This is a genomic window from Streptomyces sp. NPDC101776 (assembly GCF_044766845.1).
Lineage (GTDB): Bacteria > Actinomycetota > Actinomycetes > Streptomycetales > Streptomycetaceae > Streptomyces.
This window is the reverse complement of sequence record NZ_JBIWMV010000001.1, coordinates 1,017,536-1,035,161: the sequence shown is the minus strand read 5'-3', so window position 1 is coordinate 1,035,161 and position 17,626 is coordinate 1,017,536. Positions and strand designations below refer to the sequence as shown.

General features: G+C 70.9%; 14 protein-coding genes. 10 read left to right on the top strand and 4 right to left on the bottom strand.

Translation table 11 applies throughout. The features are described 5' to 3' along the window. Positions 1-100: 100 nt before the first annotated feature. From ACIRRY_RS04465 to ACIRRY_RS04445, 5 genes are all read left to right on the top strand, one after another. The gene (locus ACIRRY_RS04465) at positions 101-1,687 is read left to right on the top strand and encodes a purple acid phosphatase family protein (protein WP_403967783.1); all 1,587 of its coding nucleotides are present in this window, start codon (positions 101-103) and stop codon (positions 1,685-1,687) included. A gap of 112 nt (positions 1,688-1,799) precedes the next feature. Further along, positions 1,800-1,922, top strand: a complete 123-nt coding sequence (locus tag ACIRRY_RS04460) for a hypothetical protein (RefSeq protein ID WP_403967781.1) — start codon at positions 1,800-1,802, stop codon at positions 1,920-1,922. Positions 1,923-2,017: 95 nt separating this feature from the next. Next, positions 2,018-4,756: a class III lanthionine synthetase LanKC gene (lanKC, locus tag ACIRRY_RS04455; RefSeq protein WP_403967779.1), complete on the top strand. Its 2,739-nt coding sequence runs from the start codon at positions 2,018-2,020 to the stop codon at positions 4,754-4,756. Further along, positions 4,753-6,015 carry an MFS transporter gene (locus ACIRRY_RS04450; protein WP_403967777.1) on the top strand — a complete coding sequence of 421 codons (1,263 nt, stop codon included), beginning with the start codon at positions 4,753-4,755 and terminating at the stop codon, positions 6,013-6,015. Before lanKC ends, ACIRRY_RS04450 begins: the two co-directional genes overlap by 4 nt. Beyond that, complete coding sequence (locus tag ACIRRY_RS04445) at positions 6,012-7,076, top strand: MsnO8 family LLM class oxidoreductase (RefSeq protein WP_403967775.1); 1,065 nt, start codon at positions 6,012-6,014, stop codon at positions 7,074-7,076. The genes ACIRRY_RS04450 and ACIRRY_RS04445 overlap by 4 nt, the downstream gene beginning before the upstream one ends. Here ACIRRY_RS04445 and ACIRRY_RS04440 read toward each other — a convergent pair. Beyond that, positions 7,030-7,863: a BTAD domain-containing putative transcriptional regulator gene (locus ACIRRY_RS04440; RefSeq protein ID WP_403967773.1), complete on the bottom strand. Its 834-nt coding sequence runs from the start codon at positions 7,861-7,863 to the stop codon at positions 7,030-7,032. The two genes, ACIRRY_RS04445 and ACIRRY_RS04440, sit on opposite strands and share 47 nt — an antisense overlap. Before the next feature lie 659 nt (positions 7,864-8,522). Between ACIRRY_RS04440 and ACIRRY_RS04435 the strand changes: the two genes are divergently transcribed. Beyond that, positions 8,523-9,821 (top strand): MFS transporter, encoded by a 1,299-nt coding sequence (locus tag ACIRRY_RS04435; RefSeq protein ID WP_403967771.1) that lies wholly within the window; start codon positions 8,523-8,525, stop codon positions 9,819-9,821. A 20-nt stretch (positions 9,822-9,841) separates the two neighbouring features. On the opposite strand, the gene ACIRRY_RS04430 is transcribed toward ACIRRY_RS04435, so the two are convergent. Next, complete coding sequence (locus ACIRRY_RS04430) at positions 9,842-11,101, bottom strand: glucarate dehydratase family protein (protein ID WP_403967769.1); 1,260 nt, start codon at positions 11,099-11,101, stop codon at positions 9,842-9,844. 76 nt (positions 11,102-11,177) lie between these two features. After that, positions 11,178-12,566: a glycoside hydrolase family 43 protein gene (locus tag ACIRRY_RS04425; protein WP_403967767.1), complete on the bottom strand. Its 1,389-nt coding sequence runs from the start codon at positions 12,564-12,566 to the stop codon at positions 11,178-11,180. A 248-nt stretch (positions 12,567-12,814) separates the two neighbouring features. Here ACIRRY_RS04425 and ACIRRY_RS04420 point away from each other — a divergent pair, with 248 nt between their 5' ends. The 4 genes from ACIRRY_RS04420 (at position 12,815) to ACIRRY_RS04405 (ending at position 16,616) form a co-directional block, all read left to right on the top strand. After that, complete coding sequence (locus ACIRRY_RS04420; RefSeq protein ID WP_403967765.1) at positions 12,815-14,260, top strand: amidase; 1,446 nt, start codon at positions 12,815-12,817, stop codon at positions 14,258-14,260. A 2-nt stretch (positions 14,261-14,262) separates the two neighbouring features. Further along, entirely contained in the window at positions 14,263-14,481 is a 219-nt protein-coding gene (locus tag ACIRRY_RS04415; protein WP_234476770.1) for a hypothetical protein, read from the top strand. A gap of 144 nt (positions 14,482-14,625) precedes the next feature. After that, positions 14,626-16,113: a flotillin family protein gene (locus ACIRRY_RS04410; protein WP_403967763.1), complete on the top strand. Its 1,488-nt coding sequence runs from the start codon at positions 14,626-14,628 to the stop codon at positions 16,111-16,113. Positions 16,114-16,169: 56 nt separating this feature from the next. Next, complete coding sequence (locus ACIRRY_RS04405) at positions 16,170-16,616, top strand: type II toxin-antitoxin system PemK/MazF family toxin (RefSeq protein WP_403967762.1); 447 nt, start codon at positions 16,170-16,172, stop codon at positions 16,614-16,616. A gap of 4 nt (positions 16,617-16,620) precedes the next feature. Here the strand turns inward: ACIRRY_RS04405 and ACIRRY_RS04400 are convergent, their stop codons facing one another. Continuing rightward, complete coding sequence (locus tag ACIRRY_RS04400) at positions 16,621-17,445, bottom strand: TIGR02452 family protein (protein ID WP_403967760.1); 825 nt, start codon at positions 17,443-17,445, stop codon at positions 16,621-16,623. Positions 17,446-17,626 lie beyond the last annotated feature (181 nt).

Sequence of the window (17,626 nt, the reverse complement as noted above, 5' to 3'; positions counted from 1 at the left end):
GACAAGCCAGGCGATGGGCGGGATATGGCCAGTCCATGGGTAGACGGCAATCGGTCGTTCAACCGCCGCTGCCAGCGTCGCGCCCATGAACACTCCTCGCATGGGTCTTCCCGACCGGCTCGCCGACACCCTGAGCATGCCCGAGCAACACGAGTACCTCCGCCGCGCCTTCTCCCGGCGCGGTGTGCTGCGCGGTGGCGCGCTCGCCGCCACCGGTGTCGCCCTCGCGGGCGGCGGGGGTGTCGCGGCGGCTGCAACGCCCACGCTGGTGACGGGTTCCGCCACCACCGCCGTACACGGCTCGCTGGTCGCGCCGTTCGGCCGGCACCTGGCCTACGGCGCCGATCCGCGGACCCAGATGCGCGTGTCGTGGCAGGTGCCGCTGCCCGTCCGCAAACCGTTCCTCCGTATCGGCAGAAGCCCCCTCGACCTGAGCCACCGCATACCGGCGGAGGTGCGCGACCTGTTCACGCCCACCGGGATCGGCAAGAGCGCCGACATCGACCAGTACTACGTGCACGCGGCGCTGGACAACCTGAACCCCGACACGACGTACTACTACGGCGTCGGCCACGACGGCTTCGACCCCGCCGACGCGGGTGCCGCGCACACGATCTACTCCTTCAGGACCGCGCCCCGCACGCACAGCACCCGGCCGTTCACGTTCACCGCCTTCGGTGACCAGAACCCGAGTTACACCTCGATCGGCCTCAACTCCCTTGTCCAGGCACAGAATCCGGCGTTCCATCTGCACGCGGGCGACATCTGCTACGCGGAGGAGACCGGGCACGGGCTGCCCGGGGACGCGGGCAACTACGACGCCCGCCAGTGGGATTCGTTCCTGGCGCAGATCGAGCCGCTCTCCAGCCGGGTGCCGTGGATGGTGGCGTTCGGCAACCACGACATGGAGTCCTGGTACTCCCCCAACGGCTACGGCGGCAACGAGGCCCGTTTCACCCTGCCCGGCAACGGTTTTGACGCCGCGTCAGCTCCCGGCGTCTACTCCTTCGTGCACGGCAACGTGGGGGTGGTGTCGGTCGACGCGAACGACGTGTCGTACGAGATCCCCGCCAACATCGGCTACACCGGCGGCAAGCAGACCGCCTGGCTCGACAAGCGGCTCACCGAACTGCGGGCCCGTGCGGACGTCGACTTCATCGTCGTCTTCCATCACCACTGCGCCTTCTCGACCACCACCTCGCACGCCTCCGAGGGCGGGGTGCGCGAGCAGTGGGTGCCGCTGTACGAGAAGCACCAGGTGGACCTGGTGGTCAACGGCCACAACCACGTCTACGAGCGCACCGACCCGGTCGTCCAGGACAAGGCCGTACGGACCCTGCCCATCGGCGGCACCCACGAGCCGACCCGTGGCGGTGTCGTGTACGTGACGGCGGGCGCGGGCGGCGAGAGCGTGTACAGCTTCCCGGTGACCGACAGCTACGAGGGCCACGAGGACGCGATCGACTCGGTGCCGACGTACTGGACGGGCAAGAACGGCCAGGTCACCGAGAACGTCGACTGGTCCCGGGTGCGCTACACCGGCTACTCGTTCATCCGCGTCGACGTCGCCCCCGCGACGCCCGGCCGTACGACGACCCTCACGGTGCGGGCGCTGGCCGCGACCGGTGCGGAGGTCGACCGGTTCACGGTCTCCCGCAAGGCGGGTGCGGTCGGGCACGGCCACTGAAATACCGGATCCAAACCATTGGCATGCCGTTTGTGAAGCGGCTCTCTCCAGCATGGGACAGGTCAGCGGATCCCGCTGACAGCACCTGACACCACTGAGACCGGAGACCGCCATGGCCCACAACATCGAGTCCGTCGACGCCGAGTTCGTCCTGTCCCTGCAGAGCCTGGAGATCGAGACCCCGACCAGCTCCATCGTCTTCAGCTGCAGCTCCTGCGCCATCACGAGCTGCTGACCCACCCAAGCGCAGGGCGGTCCCGGGCGATCTCGTCCGGGACCGCCCACAGGGTCGAACACACCGGACGCGGGACACAAGGGGAGCGGGCCGACATGCAACTGCCATGGGAGAACGTGCTGTCGTACATGAACCACGATCCACGGTGGTTCGAGGACTTCGGCCGGCGCCCACCGAGCGGCGAGCACCTGCGCGAGTACCAGGCGGTCGTGCCCGACGCCTGGCGCACCTGGCGCCGGGGCTACTGGGTCATCGCCGAACCGCCGGGCGCGCCCATGCTCGGCGAGGGCTGGAAGCTGCATGTCTCGGCGACCTCGCGCACCAGCGCCGAGATACTGCGCCGGTCGTTGCCGGTGCTGCGCGACGCCGGGGTGCGTTTCAAGTTCCTGATGGACGCGGCGGCGGTGCGCGAGGCCAACGGGAAGTCGTTCCCGCGGGCTTCGAGCGGGAAGTTCATCACCGTCTACCCGGACGGCGACCCGCAGTTCCACGCGATCGCGGCCGAACTCACCGAAGCGCTCAAGGAGTTCGACGGGCCGTACATCCTCTCCGACCGGCGCTGTCCGGGCTCGAACGTCGTGTCCTACCGCTACGGCGGGTTCATCAGCCGCTTCGAGCTCAAGCCGCTCGGGCTGCGGGACCTGATGATCCAGGCCCCGGACGGCTCGCTCGTCCCCGACGTGCGCACCCCCTTCTGGTTCGCGCCGAGTTGGGCCCGGGACCCGTACACGGACACGGACCGCGAGGCGGGGGCGGGCGGGACCTCGGGGGGCGGCGGCCAGGGCCTGCTGCACGGCCGGTTCAAGGTCGAGCGCGCGCTGGCGTTCAGCAACCGCGGCGGCATCTACCGCGGCGTGGACACCGAGACGGGCGCCGACGTCGTCCTGCGCGAGGCCCGGCCCGGTGTCGAGGTGGGCCCCGAGGGCATCGACGCGGTCGAACTGCTGCGCCACGAGTACGAGTTGCTGACCGAACTGGCCGACACCGGTCTGTTCGTACGCCCTGTCACGTTCTTCGAGCAGTGGCAGCACGCGTTCATCGCCGAGGACCACATCGACGGCAGCCACCTGGGCCACCTCGGCGTCGCCAACAACCCGCTCTACGGCCTCGACCTGACCCCGGCCGCGCTCACCGACTACTACGACCGTTTCAGGCTGCTCTGGCTCCAGGTCGCGGACGCCATCGCCGCCTGCCACGAACGCGGCATCGTCCTGGGCGACTTGTCACCGACGAACATCATGGTCACCGCCGACGACCGCATCCGCGTCATCGACCTGGAGTCCGCCTTCCACGAGGACCGGGGCGGCGGCGCGGGCCTGGGCACCCCGGGGACGGTCACCCGGCGCGCGGTGGCCGCGGGCCGCGGTGACCGGCGCTCCGACTACTACGCGCTCGGCGGCATCATGCTGTGCTGCGTCCTGACCTGCCAGCAGAACGACCTGGTCGAACACGCCGTACCGCTACGCCTGTTGGACGCGGTGGCCGCCGATCTCGCCCTGCCCGCCGAACTGGTCACCCTGATCAAGGACCTCTACGACGAGGACGCGCCGCTGCCCGACCCGGCCGCCCTGCGCCGCCGCCTGACCGAGCTGCCGTTCACCACCGCCTGGCGGCAACTCCCGCCGCTGGCGCACCGCGTGACACCGGACCCGGAGTCGAGCGACGACCTGCGCCGACGGATCGCGACCACGCTCGACGGCGTCGCGAAGTACCTGTGCGCCACCGCGGACCCGCAACGCGAGGACCGGCTCTTCCCGGCGGACATGCTGGTCTTCGAGACCAACCCGCTCTCCGTCGCCCACGGCGCCTACGGCTGCCTCTACGCACTCCACGCCACCGGCGACGCGGTGCCCGACACCTTCCTGGCCTGGGCGCTGCGCAGGCCGACCGGCCACAAGGCACTGCCGCCCGGCCTGTACTACGGTTCCGCGGGCGTCGCCTGGGTGCTGTCGGCGCTGGGTCATCGCGACATCGCCGCGCGGATCCTGCGCGACGCCGCCGGGCATCCGCTGCTGTACACCGAGCCGGGCGTGCTGACCGGCGCCGCCGGACACGGCATGGCGTGTCTGCGGCTGTGGCGCGACACCGGCGGCACGGAGTTCCTCGACCGCGCCCGCGAGATCGGCGAACACCTCGCGGGCAGCGCCCGGCAGGAGAACGGCCGGGCGCACTGGCCCGCTGCCGGCGGGCACATCCCCGTCGGCTACGGCGAGGGCGCGTCCGGTGTCGCCATGTTCCTGCTCGCCCTGCACGCGGCGACCGGTGACGAGGACGCGCTCCGACTGGGGCGCGCGGGGCTGGAGTTCGACCTGTCCTGCGGTACGTACTCGCCCACCGGCCTGCTGTCCTTCCCGGCCGTCGCGGCCACCGACGAACCGACCACCGTCCTGCGTCACTACTGGGACGAGGGCACGGCGGGCGTCCTGACGACGCTGCTGCGCTACCACCACGTGACCGGCGACGAGTCCCTCGGCAAGCACATCGAGGAGCTACTGCCGGACGTACGGCGCAAGTACACGACGTTCCCGCAGTTGTTCCACGGGATCAGCGGCCTCGGCAACGTCCTGCTGGACGCGTACGAGTTCCTGGGCGACCCGGAGTTGCTGGGCGACGCGGAGCGGGCGGCCGAGGCGGTGCTGTGCAGCGCGGTGCGGCGACCGGAGGGCGTGGTGTTCCCGGGCGAGCAGACGGTGCGGGAGAGCTGCGACCTCGCGACCGGATCGGCCGGTGTCGCGCTCTTCCTGGACCGGTTCCGCAGGACCCGCCCCGGCGCGCGCACCAACACCAACTTCCTGCTGGACGACCTGATCGCACCGTCCGGGCCCGGCGCATGACCGCCACCGCGCCCCTGGACACGGCCGACGCGCCCCGGCTGAGCCGCAACCGGGAGTTCCGGCTGTTGTGGATCGGCCAGGCGCTGTCGGACTTCGGTTCGTCGATGACGTTCATCGTGCTGCCGCTGGTGCTGCTGGCGGCGGGCTACTCCGCCACGGTCGCCGCGACCATCGGCACGGCCTCCCTGGTCGTCGCGCTGGTGACCCGGCTGCCGGCCGGCTATCTGAGCGACCGCTACGACCAGCGCACGCTGATGCTGCTCTGCGACCTGATCCGGATGTTCGCCGTAGGGGCGGTGGCGCTCTATGTGCTGCTGCGCCCCGTACCGATCGCGCTGGCCCTGGCGACGGTGATCGTGTCGGACGCGGCGCTCGAGGTGTTCCGGCCGGCCCAGAACAAGGTGATCCGACGGATCGTGCCGACGGAACAGCTGGGCGCGGCGATGTCGTTGAACCAGGCGCGGGCCTACGGCGCCGACATCGCCGCGCCGGCCGCGGCCGGGCTGCTGCTGTCGCTCTCCCCTTCCGTTCCGTTCACGGTGGACGCGCTGACCTTCGGCGCCTCCGCGCTCTGCGTGGCCGCGGCGGTTCGATCGAGGCGCCCCGCCGAAGCACACATGAGTACGGCCGCCGCACGCCCCGACCGCGCCCGCTTCCGGACCGAATTCACCGCCGGGTGGCGGTACTTGATCGGGGACCGGTTCATGCGCTGCTCCGCCGCGTACTTCGCCGGTCTCAACGTGACGTTCTCCGCGCTGGCGTTCGCTCTGATCCTCGGCGTGGGCAGGCTGCCCGACGGTGCGGTCATGGTGGGAACGGCCATGAGCGCGGCGGCGGTCGTCGGCCTGGCCGGCTCCCTCCTCACCCCCCTCTTCCAGCGGCACATCCCCCTGAGGACGACCCTGGCGTCGGCTCCCGCGCTCGCCGCCGCGCTGCTGGCCCTCGCCTGGAGCAGCGGCAGCACCGTCGCGTTCGTCGCCGGCTTCTGCGCGTTGTGCCTGCTCACCCCGGTGAGCGCGGCGACGTTCGCCACGATCATGGCGGTCGCCGTGCCGGAGGAGATCTACGGCCGGGTCAGCACCACCAGCAGCCTGCTCGCCCAGATCCTCCAGCCGCTCGGGCCGCTGGCCGCCGGACTGCTGCTGGCCCGTTTCTCGCTGCCCACGACCGCCGCGCTCTTCGCGGGAACGCTGGCCGTGCTGGCGGCTGTCCCCCTCGTACTTCCCGACTCCCCCGCGCAGGACAGGAGTTCTTCGTGAGCACGGCACAGATCGACACCGCCGACGGCGCGCGCCCCGCCGCCCTTCTCTCCGTGTTGGAAGTGGGCGCGACGGACGGACAACTCCCGGCCGCCCAGGTCGTCCAGGAGATCGCCGACGTCGCCCGGGTCAGCGAGGACTGCGGCTTCCACCGCTTCTGGGTCGCCGAACACCACGGCTCGCCCGACGTCGTCAGCAGCGCGCCGGCGGTCCTCATCGCCCACATCGCCGCCGTCACCCGGCGCATCCGCGTCGGTTCGGGCGGAGTGATGCTCCCCGACCACGCCCCCTACGTCGTGGCCGAACAGTTCGCCACACTGGCCGCCCTGCACCCCGGCCGGATCGACCTCGGCCTGGGCCGCTCGTCGAGCACCGCCGGAACCCCGGCCTACCGCGCGGCGCTGGAGACAGCACTACGACGCGACGCCAGGGCGACGATCGAGTTCCCCGCCCTGATCGACGAACTCACCGGATTCCTCGACCCGTTGAGGCAGGACACACCGGACGACCCGGCCCTGTTCCTGTCCCCCCGAGTCACCGCACCGGCCGAGGTCCACGTCCTCGGAGCGAGCGAGAGTTCGGCCCGCATCGCCGCCGAACGGTCACTGCCGTTCGTCTACGGCCATCACCTGGGCTACTCCAAGTGCCGCCCGGCCGCGGTGGAACGGTACCGGGCGGCCTTCGTCCCCGGCCCGAGCGGAGCCCGGCCCTACCTCATCGCCTCGCTCAACGTGCTGTGCGCGGGCAGCGACGAGGAAGCCGAGCGGCTGGCGGTGCGGGCCGCGCGCCGGACCGTACGGCGGCGCACCGGGGCCGCGCCTGAGGAGTCCTTGCCGCCGGCCCGGGAGGAGTTCCTCGCGCACCGGTTCCTGGCGGACCAGCAGGTGGTCCACGGCGGCCGGGACACGGTGCTCAAGGCCGTCGACCAGGTGGCGGGGGCGCTGGGCGCCGACGAGATCATGCTCGTCCCCTTCGACCTCACGGGCACGGAACGCGCCCGGACCCTGCGGTCCCTCACGGGCCGACGGGCGCCGACCTCGCCACTCGCCCGGGCCGGCTGATCAGGTTCTTGCCACCGGTCAGCATGGACCGGTACTGAGCTTCGAGCACCGGACTGGGACCCAGGCCGAACTCCCCGGCCAGGAGCTGCCGGTACTCGTCGTACACGGCGAACGCCTCGGTCTGCCGCCCCAGTCGGAACAGCGTGTTCATGTGCGCGGCCCGCAGTCGCTCGCGGTGCGGATGCAGCGCCGTCAGCTCCCTGATCGTGCCGGCGACCGCCCGCGCGTTGCCGAGCCACAACTCGGCCTCCGCCCAGTCCTCGTAGACCTGGAGGTACTCCCGGTCGAGGTGGCCGGCCTCGTCGGACAGAGACCTCGAACATCGGAGTTCCGGCAGCGCGGGTCCGCTCCACAGTGTCAGCGCCTGGTTCGACAGCCGGGCCGCCAGGGGGAGTTCGCCCCTGTCAGCCGCCTCACGTCCGGCGGCGGCGAGTCTTCGGAACCGTAACGAGTCCAGTTCCTCCTCGTCCACCGACAGGAGATAGCCGCCCGCCCCACGGACCAACCGGCCGCGCGCACAGGCGCCTTCGAGGAGTTTCCGCAGCGCCCAGACATGGACCTGGATGTTCTTGCGCGCGGTCCTCGGCGGTCCGTCGTCCCACAGGGCGTCCGTCAGCGCTTCGACGGACACCATGCTGTTGGGACGGCACAACAGCATGGCGAGAAGCACCCGTTGTTTGAGCGGACCGAGCGGCAGCGCTCCCGCTCCGCCGTCGGTGACGGACAGCGGACCCAATACGGAGAACCGAACCTGACCGGGCCGCGGCGCGGCCACTCCTGCCTGCATCTGTACCCCCACTGTCGGACCACGGGACGAAAGAGTGATCCTCGGAACCGTGTCTGTCGCGTCCGGTTCCGTTGAACGGAACCGGACGACCGGTCGGCTGAACCGAGACGGCGACCGTCGCGGGAGCGGCGCAGGTGTTTCTGTTCGCGATCATCAACTGGCGGCCGGCGCAAAGGGGTTCCCGTACCGGTGTCCGGGTGCTGCTGCGTGGTGTCCCGGTGTCGCTGTTCCTCTCGCTTTCTTCGGTTCGCCTTCGCCAAGTACGAGTTCCCGGCCCGGAAGTTGTTGTCAGGCATCCTGTCGGCGGCCTATATGAGTCCGGGCCGAGTGCGTTCATTTCAGCTCTGGAGCGACTGCATCTCGTCCCTGGTCTTCCAGGTCACCCCCGACCGGCTCACTCTCCGGGTCGCCCTGGCCAACCTCTGATCTGCGGACACTTCCGATTTCGGCATCGGAAATGCCACGAATCCCTTGCGCAGACTTTGAGGAGATGACCGCGACGCATATGCCGAGTGCCGCGACTGCGCTATATTTCACGCCTCAACTCCTTTTGCTCGTAGGCGTTTTCCCCGCTCCCCGCCTCCCGCGAATTCCTTTCGCCCCAGGCCGGTTCCGTCCGTTTCCCCTCCGTGACACGCCTCACCGAAAGCCTCCGCTCCGTGGCCATCACCCTGCACGAGGACCGGCCTCCGGCCGGTCGCCATGCAGCCGTTCCGTCCGGCAGTCTGTTCCGACGGATCTACGCACCCCGCACCAGTGACGCCCTGGCGTTCTCCATGTCGACATACGCCATGCCCTTGCTGGTGCTGGCGATCACCCGCTCCTCGACGCTGACGGGCCTGGCGTTCGCCCTGGAGTGGACACCGCGGATCGCCGCGTTCGTACTGGCCGGGAAGGTGGTGGACCGGCGCGGCGCGGCGATCGTGTGCTTCCTCGCCTCGCTGCTGCGGTCCGTGGTGCTGGCCGGGGCGGCCGTCGCGCTGGCGATGCTGCCGCGGGGCACCGCGGAGACGGTGACCGTGCTGGTGCTGGCCGCGGTGACCGGCACCCTCACCCAGTTCAGCTTCGTCGCCAACGAGGCGGTCGGCGCGATCGTCACCCGGCGGGCGGAGAACCGACCGCACGGAGTGCAGTCGGTCCTCATCGGCATCGACCAGACCGCCATGCTCGTCGGCCCCTTGCTCGCGGGCTTCCTGCTGCTGGTCAGTCCGGGCTGGATGCTCGGCTGCCTGACCGCGCTGTCCCTGCTGGCGGCCGTGCTCGGCCTGCAGACCCCGCCGACCCCACTGCGGTCCGCCCGCCCGGACGGCGAGCGGACACCGGGCAGTCTGCGGACCGGACTGCGCATGCTGCACAAGGTTCCCGCGCTGCGCTGGCTGGTGGCGGGCCTGGCCTGTTCCAATCTCGCCCTCGGCCTGCTCCAGTCGGCCAGCCCCGTGATCGTGGTGCAGAACTTCGGCCGCTCCTCCGCCGACGTCGGCACCCTGTGGTCCGCCGCCGCTGCCGCGACCCTGCTGGCGATCACGCTCTGCCGGCTCGCCCTGAGCCGGGTCGACCTGTGGGGCGTGGGGGTGGTGTGCGCGACGTTCGCCTCCGCGGCCTGTCTGGCGCTCCCCCAGGCCCCGTCCTACGCCGCCTATGTGGTCCTCATAGCGCTGTTCATGGCGGGCGACGGCGGCCTCACCGTGGTCCTGCGCACCCTGCGCTCGCTGGTCATCCCCGCGACGGCCTTCGGCACCACGCTCTCCCTGACCATGTTGCTCCTGCTGCTGCCGTTCCCGGTGGCCGGCGTCCTCGTCGCCGTCACCCCGCCGGCCCACCTGAACACGGTCGTGCTGTGCTGCGCCCTGGTCCAGGCGGTCGCCCTGGCCATCACCTTCGTACGGCTGCGCAACGAGCCGACGCTACGCGCGTCCGCCGACCGGCCACCCCACGCGATGTTCCCGAACGAGCCGTAGACCAGGGCTAGTTGACCCGTTCACCACCTCGGGAGCCGCAGTTCGTGGTCGGGCCGGACGCGTCGCATGTAGGCGGTGTCGTCCCGGCCGCGCATGCCCGAGTCGAGGTAGAGGCGGTGCAACCGGTCGAGGGCGTCCAGGTCGAGCTCCACACCCAGGCCGGGGCCGGTGGGCACCTGGACCGCGCCGTCGCGCAGTTCCAGGACGCCGGGGACGACGATGTCGTCGGCCGCGTTCCACGGGTAGTGCGTGTCGCAGGAGTGGTCGAGGTTGGGGATCGTCGCCGCGACATGGGTCATGGCGGCGAGGCTGATGCCCAGGTGCGAGTTGGAGTGCATGGACACACCGAGCCCGAACACCTCGCAGACGACGGCCAGTTCGCGGGTCCTGCGCAGTCCGCCCCAGTAGTGGTGGTCGGTGAGGAGGACCTGGATCGCGCGCTGCTCGATCGCGGGCCGCAGATGCTCCCAGGCGATCACGCACATGTTGGTGGCCAGCGGGAGCGGTGACTCCTTCGCGACCCGCGCCATGCCGGGGATGGTGGCGGTCGGGTCCTCCAAGTACTCCAGGACGCCGTCCAGTTGGCCGGCCACGTACGCCGATGTCTCCACCGTCCAGGCCGTGTTGGGGTCCAGGCGCAGCGGCCGCCCCGGGAAGTCCTCGGCCAGTGCCCTGATCGCGGCGATCTCCTCGTCGGGCGGGAAGACACCGCCCTTGAGCTTGAACGACCGGAAGCCGTACCGCTGTTGCATCAGCCGGGCCTGCTCGACGATCCCCGCCGGGTCCAGCGCCTCACCCCAGTCGTCGGTGATCGCGGGCCTGCCGTCGAGGGCGGGGTGTTCGGCCCATTTGTAGAAGAGGTACGCGGCGAAGGGCACGGCATCGCGCACCTTGCCGCCGAGCAGGTCGCCGACCGGGCGGCCGAGCAGCTTGCCCTGGGCGTCGAGGCAGGCCACCTCGACCGCCGAGGTGGTCCAGCCGCGTTCGTGCGAGCCGGGGACGGTCGGCCGCAGGGCGGCGTCGATCGCGGCGAGGACGGCCGCCGTATCGAAGACGTCCAGGCCCACGACGACCTTCGCCGCCATCTCAAGTCGCTCCAGCCGGAGCGTGCCGCCCGTGGTCTCGCCGAGGCCCACGGTGCCGTCCTCCAGGACGAGTTGGAGGACGCACCGCAGGGCGAGCGGTTCATGGACGCCGTCGGAGTTGAGAAGGGGCGGGTCGCGGAAGGCGATCGGGGTGACGATCAGCTCACGGATCCGGGTTCCTGCCGTACTGCGCATGCGCCCAGCGCCTCCAGGCCATGGCCGATCGGTTTCACCAGCATCCTGCCCCGCCCCACCGGTTCTCAGTCGCCCCTCAGGCCCAGGCCGTCACGGGCACGAACGAGCTGTCCGTCCGGAAGAGATCGGTGCCGTCCGTCGGGTCCACCCGCAGTTGGTAGTTGTAGTGACGCAGGTAGTAACCGGGGTAGTTGTACGACTCGAAGCGCAACGCGCCGGTGACGGTGCCGGTCCGGGCGTAGAACGTGGCGTCCCGCGCGAAGGTCGCCGTGCCGTCGTCGGCGTCGAAGCGGCCCCGGAAGTCGTAGTGGCGGAGGTAGTTGCCCGCCGGGTCCCGGAAGGAGAACCCGGTCGCGTCGGCGAGGCCGGCGACGACGGTGAACGTGGACGCCTGCTTCAGGGCGGTGGTGCCGGCGCTGGTCACCACCGGCAGGTTGAGCAGGGCGGACACCTCCTGCCAGTAGCGGGTGGTGTAGTTGGCGGACCGGAAGGAGCGGGTGACTCCGGTCGCGAGGCTCGGGCCGCCGGTCACCGTCTCCTTGATGACCGTGAAGTGGCGTGCCGTGCCGGAGAGGGTGGTCAGCGCGGTCGGCGCGGACCAGGTGGCGAAGGTGTCGTAGCTGTCGCTGTAGTAATAGTTGCCGTCGCCGTAGCCGTCGAAGAAGATCCGCCAGCCGCCGTTGTCGAGCTGGACGACCGAGGGGCCCTCGCGGTAGCTGCCCCAGCCGGCCCAGTCGCCGGTCTTCGAGAGCGTGTAGGGGCCGGTGAGGCTGGTCGCGGTGCCGTACTCGATGTACTTCGCCGTCTCGTTCTTGGTGAAGGCGTGGTAGGTCGAGCCGATCCGCACGATGTACGTGTCGATGTGGTTGGAGCCGATGCCCGACAGGGCGACCGGTGAACTCCACGCCGTCAGCGCGGAGTTGGCCGCCTTCAGCCGGTACGGCGTGAAGATCCACTCGTCGTCGGTGGTGGAGCAGGACACGATGACGTTGACACTGCCGTCGCCGTCGACGAACCACTCGGGCGCCCACGCCCGGGACAGGTTGGTGATCGGGACGGTGTAGTCGTACAGGAACGTCCAGTTGACCCGGTCGGCGCTGCGCGCGAAGCCGATGGTGGTGCTGACGTCCTCCCAGGTGTGGGTGGTGTACGTCAGGTAGTAGTAGCCGTCGGTGTGCTTGAACACGCTCGCGTCGCGGATGCGGTTGCTCGGCGGGGTGTAGGCGGAGGACTGGACGAGCCGGAAGTCGGTGGCGTCGTCGGACTGGTAGACATTGACCGTGCCGTCGTCGCTGTTGAGGAACGGGACGATCGTGTAGCGGGTCGCGTAGCCGCTCGACGGGGCGGCGGCCAGGGCCGTGCCGAGCAGTCCGGGGGCCTCGCCCAGGACGAGCGCCGAGGCGGGCAGAACGGCCATCGCGCGCAGCAGGGCACGACGGGACGGTGTGGGGGGACGTGTGGTCACGGGCGGCTCTCCCGGAGACTCGGTGGATTCCCTGGTTCGCCATGTCGAACATGGTTCGCCAAGTCGGTCAGAAGGTAGGGGTGGGGCAGGAGTACGTCAATGCTTTGCGCAGTGCTGGGTGATCTCTGTGGGAAGCCTGTCGCGAGGTCCGAACCACCCACTCTTCAGGGCAGGTTGCCGCATCCGCACCATGCCGGGCGCCCGGACGTTACCGTTCGGTAGACCACGCGCTTCCGGAGGTGCCCGCCATGACGCCCGACCGTTCCGCAGGCCTGGCCGAGTCCGCCCGAGCACTGGCCGCCGGGGAGGTGACCGCACGGGCCCTGGCCGAACGGGCCCTGGCCCGGATCGAGTCGACTCAGGCCTCCCTGAACGCCTTTCGGATCGTACGGAGGGAAGCGGCGCTCGCCGAGGCCGACGCGGCGGACCGCGAACTGGCTGCCGGAGTAAGCACGTTGCTGCTCGGCGTGCCGGTCGCCGTCAAGGACGACACGGACGTGGCGGGCGAGCCGACCGCGTTCGGCTGCCGGGGCGAGTTCCCTCCGGCGGCCGAGGACGGCGAGGCGGTACGGCGACTGCGGGCGGCCGGTGCCGTGATCGTCGGGAAGACGAACACCTGCGAGTTCGGGCAGTGGCCGTTCACCGAGGGGCCCGCGTTCGGCGCGACCCGCAATCCGTGGAACTCCCTTCATACGCCCGGGGGTTCGTCCGGTGGCTCGGCGGCGGCGGTCGCCGCGGGACTGGTCCCGGCCGCGCTCGGCTCGGACGGCGCGGGTTCGGTGCGCATCCCGGCCGCCTGGACCCATCTCATCGGCGTCAAACCGCAGCGCGGCCGTATCTCGACCTGGCCGCGCGGCGAGTCCTTCCAGGGCATCACGGTCAACGGCACCCTCGCGCGCACGGTCGCGGACGCGGCCCTGCTCCTCGACGCGGCGAGCGGCAACCACGCCCAGGACCCGCACCGGCCGCCTGCGATCAGGATGACGGAAGCGGTGGGCCGCGACCCCGGGCGACTGCGCATCGCGCTCTCGCTGAAGCCGCCGTTCACCGCGCTGCCCGCCCGGCTGCGACCGGAGGTGCGGGCCAGGGTCCTCGAACTCGCTGAGAAACTGGCCCAGTTGGGCCACACGGTCGTAGAGGACGATCCGCCCTACGGACAGATCGGGTTGACGTTCGTCCCGCGCGCCACCGTCGGTCTCGCCGAGCGGGTCCACGAGGCACCGCACCCCGAACTCCTCGACCCCCGCACCGTGGACGCCGCCCGCCTGGGCCGCCGGCTCGGCGGGGCCCCGCTGCGGGCGGCCCGGCGCGCGGAGGCGGCCCTGCACGACCGGTTCGGCGCGTTCTTCGGGAGGTACGACGTGGTCCTCGCGCCCACAACGGCCGCTCCCCCGCCCGCGGTCGGCGCGATGCTCGATCTGAACGGCCTGGCCACCGACCGCGCGATGATCGCCGCGTGCCCCTACGCCTGGCCGTGGAACATCCTCGGCTGGCCCGGCGTCAACATCCCCGCGGGTTTCGTGGCGGGCGGACTCCCGGTCGGCGCCCAGCTGTTGGGCCCGTCGCACAGCGAACCCCTCCTGCTGTCGCTCGCCGCCCAGCTGGAGGCGGACCTGCGCTGGCACGAGAGGTGGCCGGAGCCGATCGGCACGGATTCCCCGGCGGCACGGGCGGGTTCGGCCCGTACCCTGTGACCATGCAGGATGCGTCGATGGTCGGGCTGATGGGGCGGGTCACCGGGACGGTCGGACCCGGGCTCGTCGGTGAGGTGATCGTCCGGGTGCGCGGGGGCGCCGAGCACTTCCTCGCGTATGCCGCCACCGGCACGGGCCGGATCGAGCGGGGGACGGTGGTGATGGTCGTGGAATACCTACCGCCACGTACCGTCTACGTCACAGAGGCGTACGACAGTTGAGCGTGCTCCCTCGCAGGTGAGAGCCGTTTCAAGGGCGTTCGCGTCAAGATTGCAACAAGGATCCGTCAACGTCTGTACCCCGGTGTCGCACAGGCGCACACTCCCTTCGTTCGGTGCCGAAAGGGCACCATCACAAGGGGGCGTATGCCGATGGTCATCGGCGTCGTAGCGGGGGTGGCGCTTGTCGCCGTCCTCGCACTGATCGGCCTGTTCAAGTCGATGTGGCGGGTCGCGGAGCCCAACGAGGCACTCATCATCTCAGGCTCCAAACACCGTACCGAAGGCCTTGAAGAGGGCATGGGGTTCCGCATCGTCACGGGGCGCGGCACGCTGGTGCTGCCCGGTGTGCAGGCGGTGCGCAAGATCTCGCTGGACCTCAACGAGACCGAGCTGCACGTGGATTGTGTGACCACCCAGGGCATTCCGCTCAAGGTGCGGGGCGTGGTCATCTTCAAGGTGGGCGACGACTTCGTGTCCATCGCCAACGCGGGCCGTCGTTTCCTCGACCAGCAGAAGATGATGTCGGAGCGGGTGCACAACGTGTTCGCCGGTCATCTCCGGTCCATCGTGGGCGGGTTGACGGTCGAGGACATGATCCGCGACCGGGAGAAGCTGACGGGCCAGACCCGTGCCGCGTGCGGTACGGAGATGGAGAAACTGGGTCTGATCGTGGACTCGCTGCAGATCCACGAGATCGAGGACCCGACCGGGTACATCAAGAACCTCGCGATGCCGCACGCCGCCGCCGTGCAGCGGGACGCGCGCATCGCGCAGGCCGAGGCGAACCGGCTTGCCACCGAGGCCGAGCAGCGGGCCGCGGCACACATGTCGGAGGCCACCCGGGACAGCGAGATCCTCCAGGCCGGCTACCAGGCCGAGCGCGACAAGGCGGCGGCGAAGGCCCGCCAGGCCGGACCGCTCGCGGACGCCGCCGCCCGGCAGGACGTCGTCGTCCAGGAGACCCGGATCGCCGAACTCGACGCCCTGCGCCGGGAACAGCAGCTCCAGGCGGACGTCCGCAAGCCGGCGGACGCCCAGGCCTACGAGACCCGGGCCCGTGCCGAGGCCGAACGTGACGCGCGGATCTCCGCCGCGCAGGCGAAGGCGAAGGAGACCGAGCTGGCCGCCCTGGCCGAGGCGAGCCGGATCAAGACGGCCGCGAACGCCGAGGCCGAGGCGACCCAGGCACGCGGTGCCGCCGCCGCGACCGCCACCAGGGCCACCGGTGAGGCCGAGGCGGCCGCCGCGCAGGCGAAGGGTCTGGCCGCCGCCGAGGCGACCCGGGCCCAGGGTCTCGCCGAGGCGGAGGCCATCAAGGCGAGGGCCGCGGCCCTCGCCGAGAACCAGGAGGCGGTGGTCGCGCAGCAACTCGCCGAGAACTGGCCGGAGATCGTGAAGGCCGGCGCCTCCGCGTTCGGCAGCATCGACAACATGGTGGTCCTCAACGGGGCCGACGGCATGGCGGAGATGCTCGCCAAGGCGCTCACCATGGGCGGCACGGGCCTCGGTCTGGCCCGCCAGCTGCTCTCCACGATGAACCAGAACGGCCAGACCCCGAACGGGACTTCGGCCCTGAACGGGAGCACGGCACCGCCGTCGCAGAAGGTGCCGGTGGAGAAGGACGAGAAGTGATCGTCTGACGGGCGCCCGGCGTCCGCGGTCACGGAGGCACGTTCTAAGGTGCCTCCGTGACCGCGTATACCGATGAGAACGTCCCGGGCCGCTTCGGCCCCTCCGCCACCACCGAGGCCGACCCGCGTGAGGTCGGCAAGGTCCGTACCGAGTACTCCCCCGCGCACGACGGCGACCCCGACCCCGGCGAGATCGTCTGGACCTGGGTGCCGTTCGAGGAGAACGACGGCAGGGGCAAGGACCGTCCGGTCCTCGTCGTGGCCCGTGAGGGCGGCGGGACCCTGCTCGCCGTCCAGCTCTCCAGCAAGCGGCACGACGGCGACCGCGAGTGGGTGGCGATCGGCAGCGGCCCGTGGGACAAGTCCGGCCGCGACTCGTGGGTCGACGTGGACCGCGTCCTGCGCCTGCACGAGGACGGCATGCGCCGCGAGGCGTGCGCCATCGACCAGATGCGCTTCAACCTCGTCCGCCACCGGCTGCACGAGCGCTACGGCTGGACCTGAGCGGCTACTTCTGGAGCTGAGGCTCCGGAAACGCCCGTACGAAGGCGTCCCGGACCGTGGCACCCGGTGTGCGGTCCAGGACGCCGAACACCACGTGCTCGAAGGCCCCGGCGAACCGTCCGCCCGGCCCGAGCAGCGCGTGGAAGGCGCCCGCGACCTGCGCCGGGTCGTGTCGGAATACTCCGCACCCCCAGGCGCCCAGGACCAGCCGCCGGTAGCCGTGCGCGAGGGCCGTCTCCAGCACCCGCTCCGCCCGTACGGCGATGGCCTGCGGCAGCTCGGCCGCGCGCTCCGGTGCCGTCCGCAGCACGACTCCGGCGTTCGGCGCGGCGGCGGTCAGGAAGCCGGCGGTGTACGGCTCGTCCAGGAAGCGGCCCTTGTCGTCGCGGAAGACGGGGACGGCCGGTGAGTGGATGACCCGGTCCGTGTAGAACGGGTCGCGGTGGGCGCGATGGTGGTCGTAGAAACCGCGGGCCTCAAGCAGGCAGGTGTACAGCGCGGAGGCGCGGCACAGGGCCTCTTCCTGGGCCTGTGCGCCGTTGAGGAAACCGCCGCCCGGGTTGCGCGCGGAGGCGAAGTTCAGGACGGCCACCGGGCCGGTCAGGCGGCGGGCGGCCTCCAGGCTGCTCTCGCCGGTGACCTCGATGGATGTCGCCACGGGCGAGAACGGTGGTGTCCGCACCGGTTCCGGTCCGTACAGGCGGGTGCCCGCGCGGGCCGCCTCGGTCTCCGCGGCGATGAACACCTCGTGCCCGTCCGCCGCGCGGTAGGCGCCGGCCGCCACGATCTGCTCGGTCTGCTGCGCGATGCCGCGCAGGCGCGCGCTCATGGCATAACCCCCGTGTACGCCATGAGCGCGCGCCCCGCGATCTCCCCCGCGCTCTCCCCCGTCGTGCTCATACATCCATCGTGAGCGATGCTGGTCGTGCGGTGCAACGGAGTTTCCGGGCTCCGCGAACAGCCGGAGAACCGGAGATTACCGATCCCGAACGTGGCAATACGCACCCTTG

Coding starts and splice junctions, on each gene's coding strand:
- ACIRRY_RS04420 (WP_403967765.1), top strand. CDS start 12,815: ATGACGCCCGACCGTTCCGCAGGCCTGGCCGAGTCCGCCCGAGCACTG.
- ACIRRY_RS04430 (WP_403967769.1), bottom strand. CDS start 11,101: ATGCGCAGTACGGCAGGAACCCGGATCCGTGAGCTGATCGTCACCCCG.
- lanKC (WP_403967779.1), top strand. CDS start 2,018: ATGCAACTGCCATGGGAGAACGTGCTGTCGTACATGAACCACGATCCA.
- ACIRRY_RS04415 (WP_234476770.1), top strand. CDS start 14,263: ATGCAGGATGCGTCGATGGTCGGGCTGATGGGGCGGGTCACCGGGACG.
- ACIRRY_RS04450 (WP_403967777.1), top strand. CDS start 4,753: ATGACCGCCACCGCGCCCCTGGACACGGCCGACGCGCCCCGGCTGAGC.
- ACIRRY_RS04460 (WP_403967781.1), top strand. CDS start 1,800: ATGGCCCACAACATCGAGTCCGTCGACGCCGAGTTCGTCCTGTCCCTG.
- ACIRRY_RS04410 (WP_403967763.1), top strand. CDS start 14,626: ATGCCGATGGTCATCGGCGTCGTAGCGGGGGTGGCGCTTGTCGCCGTC.
- ACIRRY_RS04440 (WP_403967773.1), bottom strand. CDS start 7,863: ATGCAGGCAGGAGTGGCCGCGCCGCGGCCCGGTCAGGTTCGGTTCTCC.
- ACIRRY_RS04400 (WP_403967760.1), bottom strand. CDS start 17,445: ATGAGCGCGCGCCTGCGCGGCATCGCGCAGCAGACCGAGCAGATCGTG.
- ACIRRY_RS04465 (WP_403967783.1), top strand. CDS start 101: ATGGGTCTTCCCGACCGGCTCGCCGACACCCTGAGCATGCCCGAGCAA.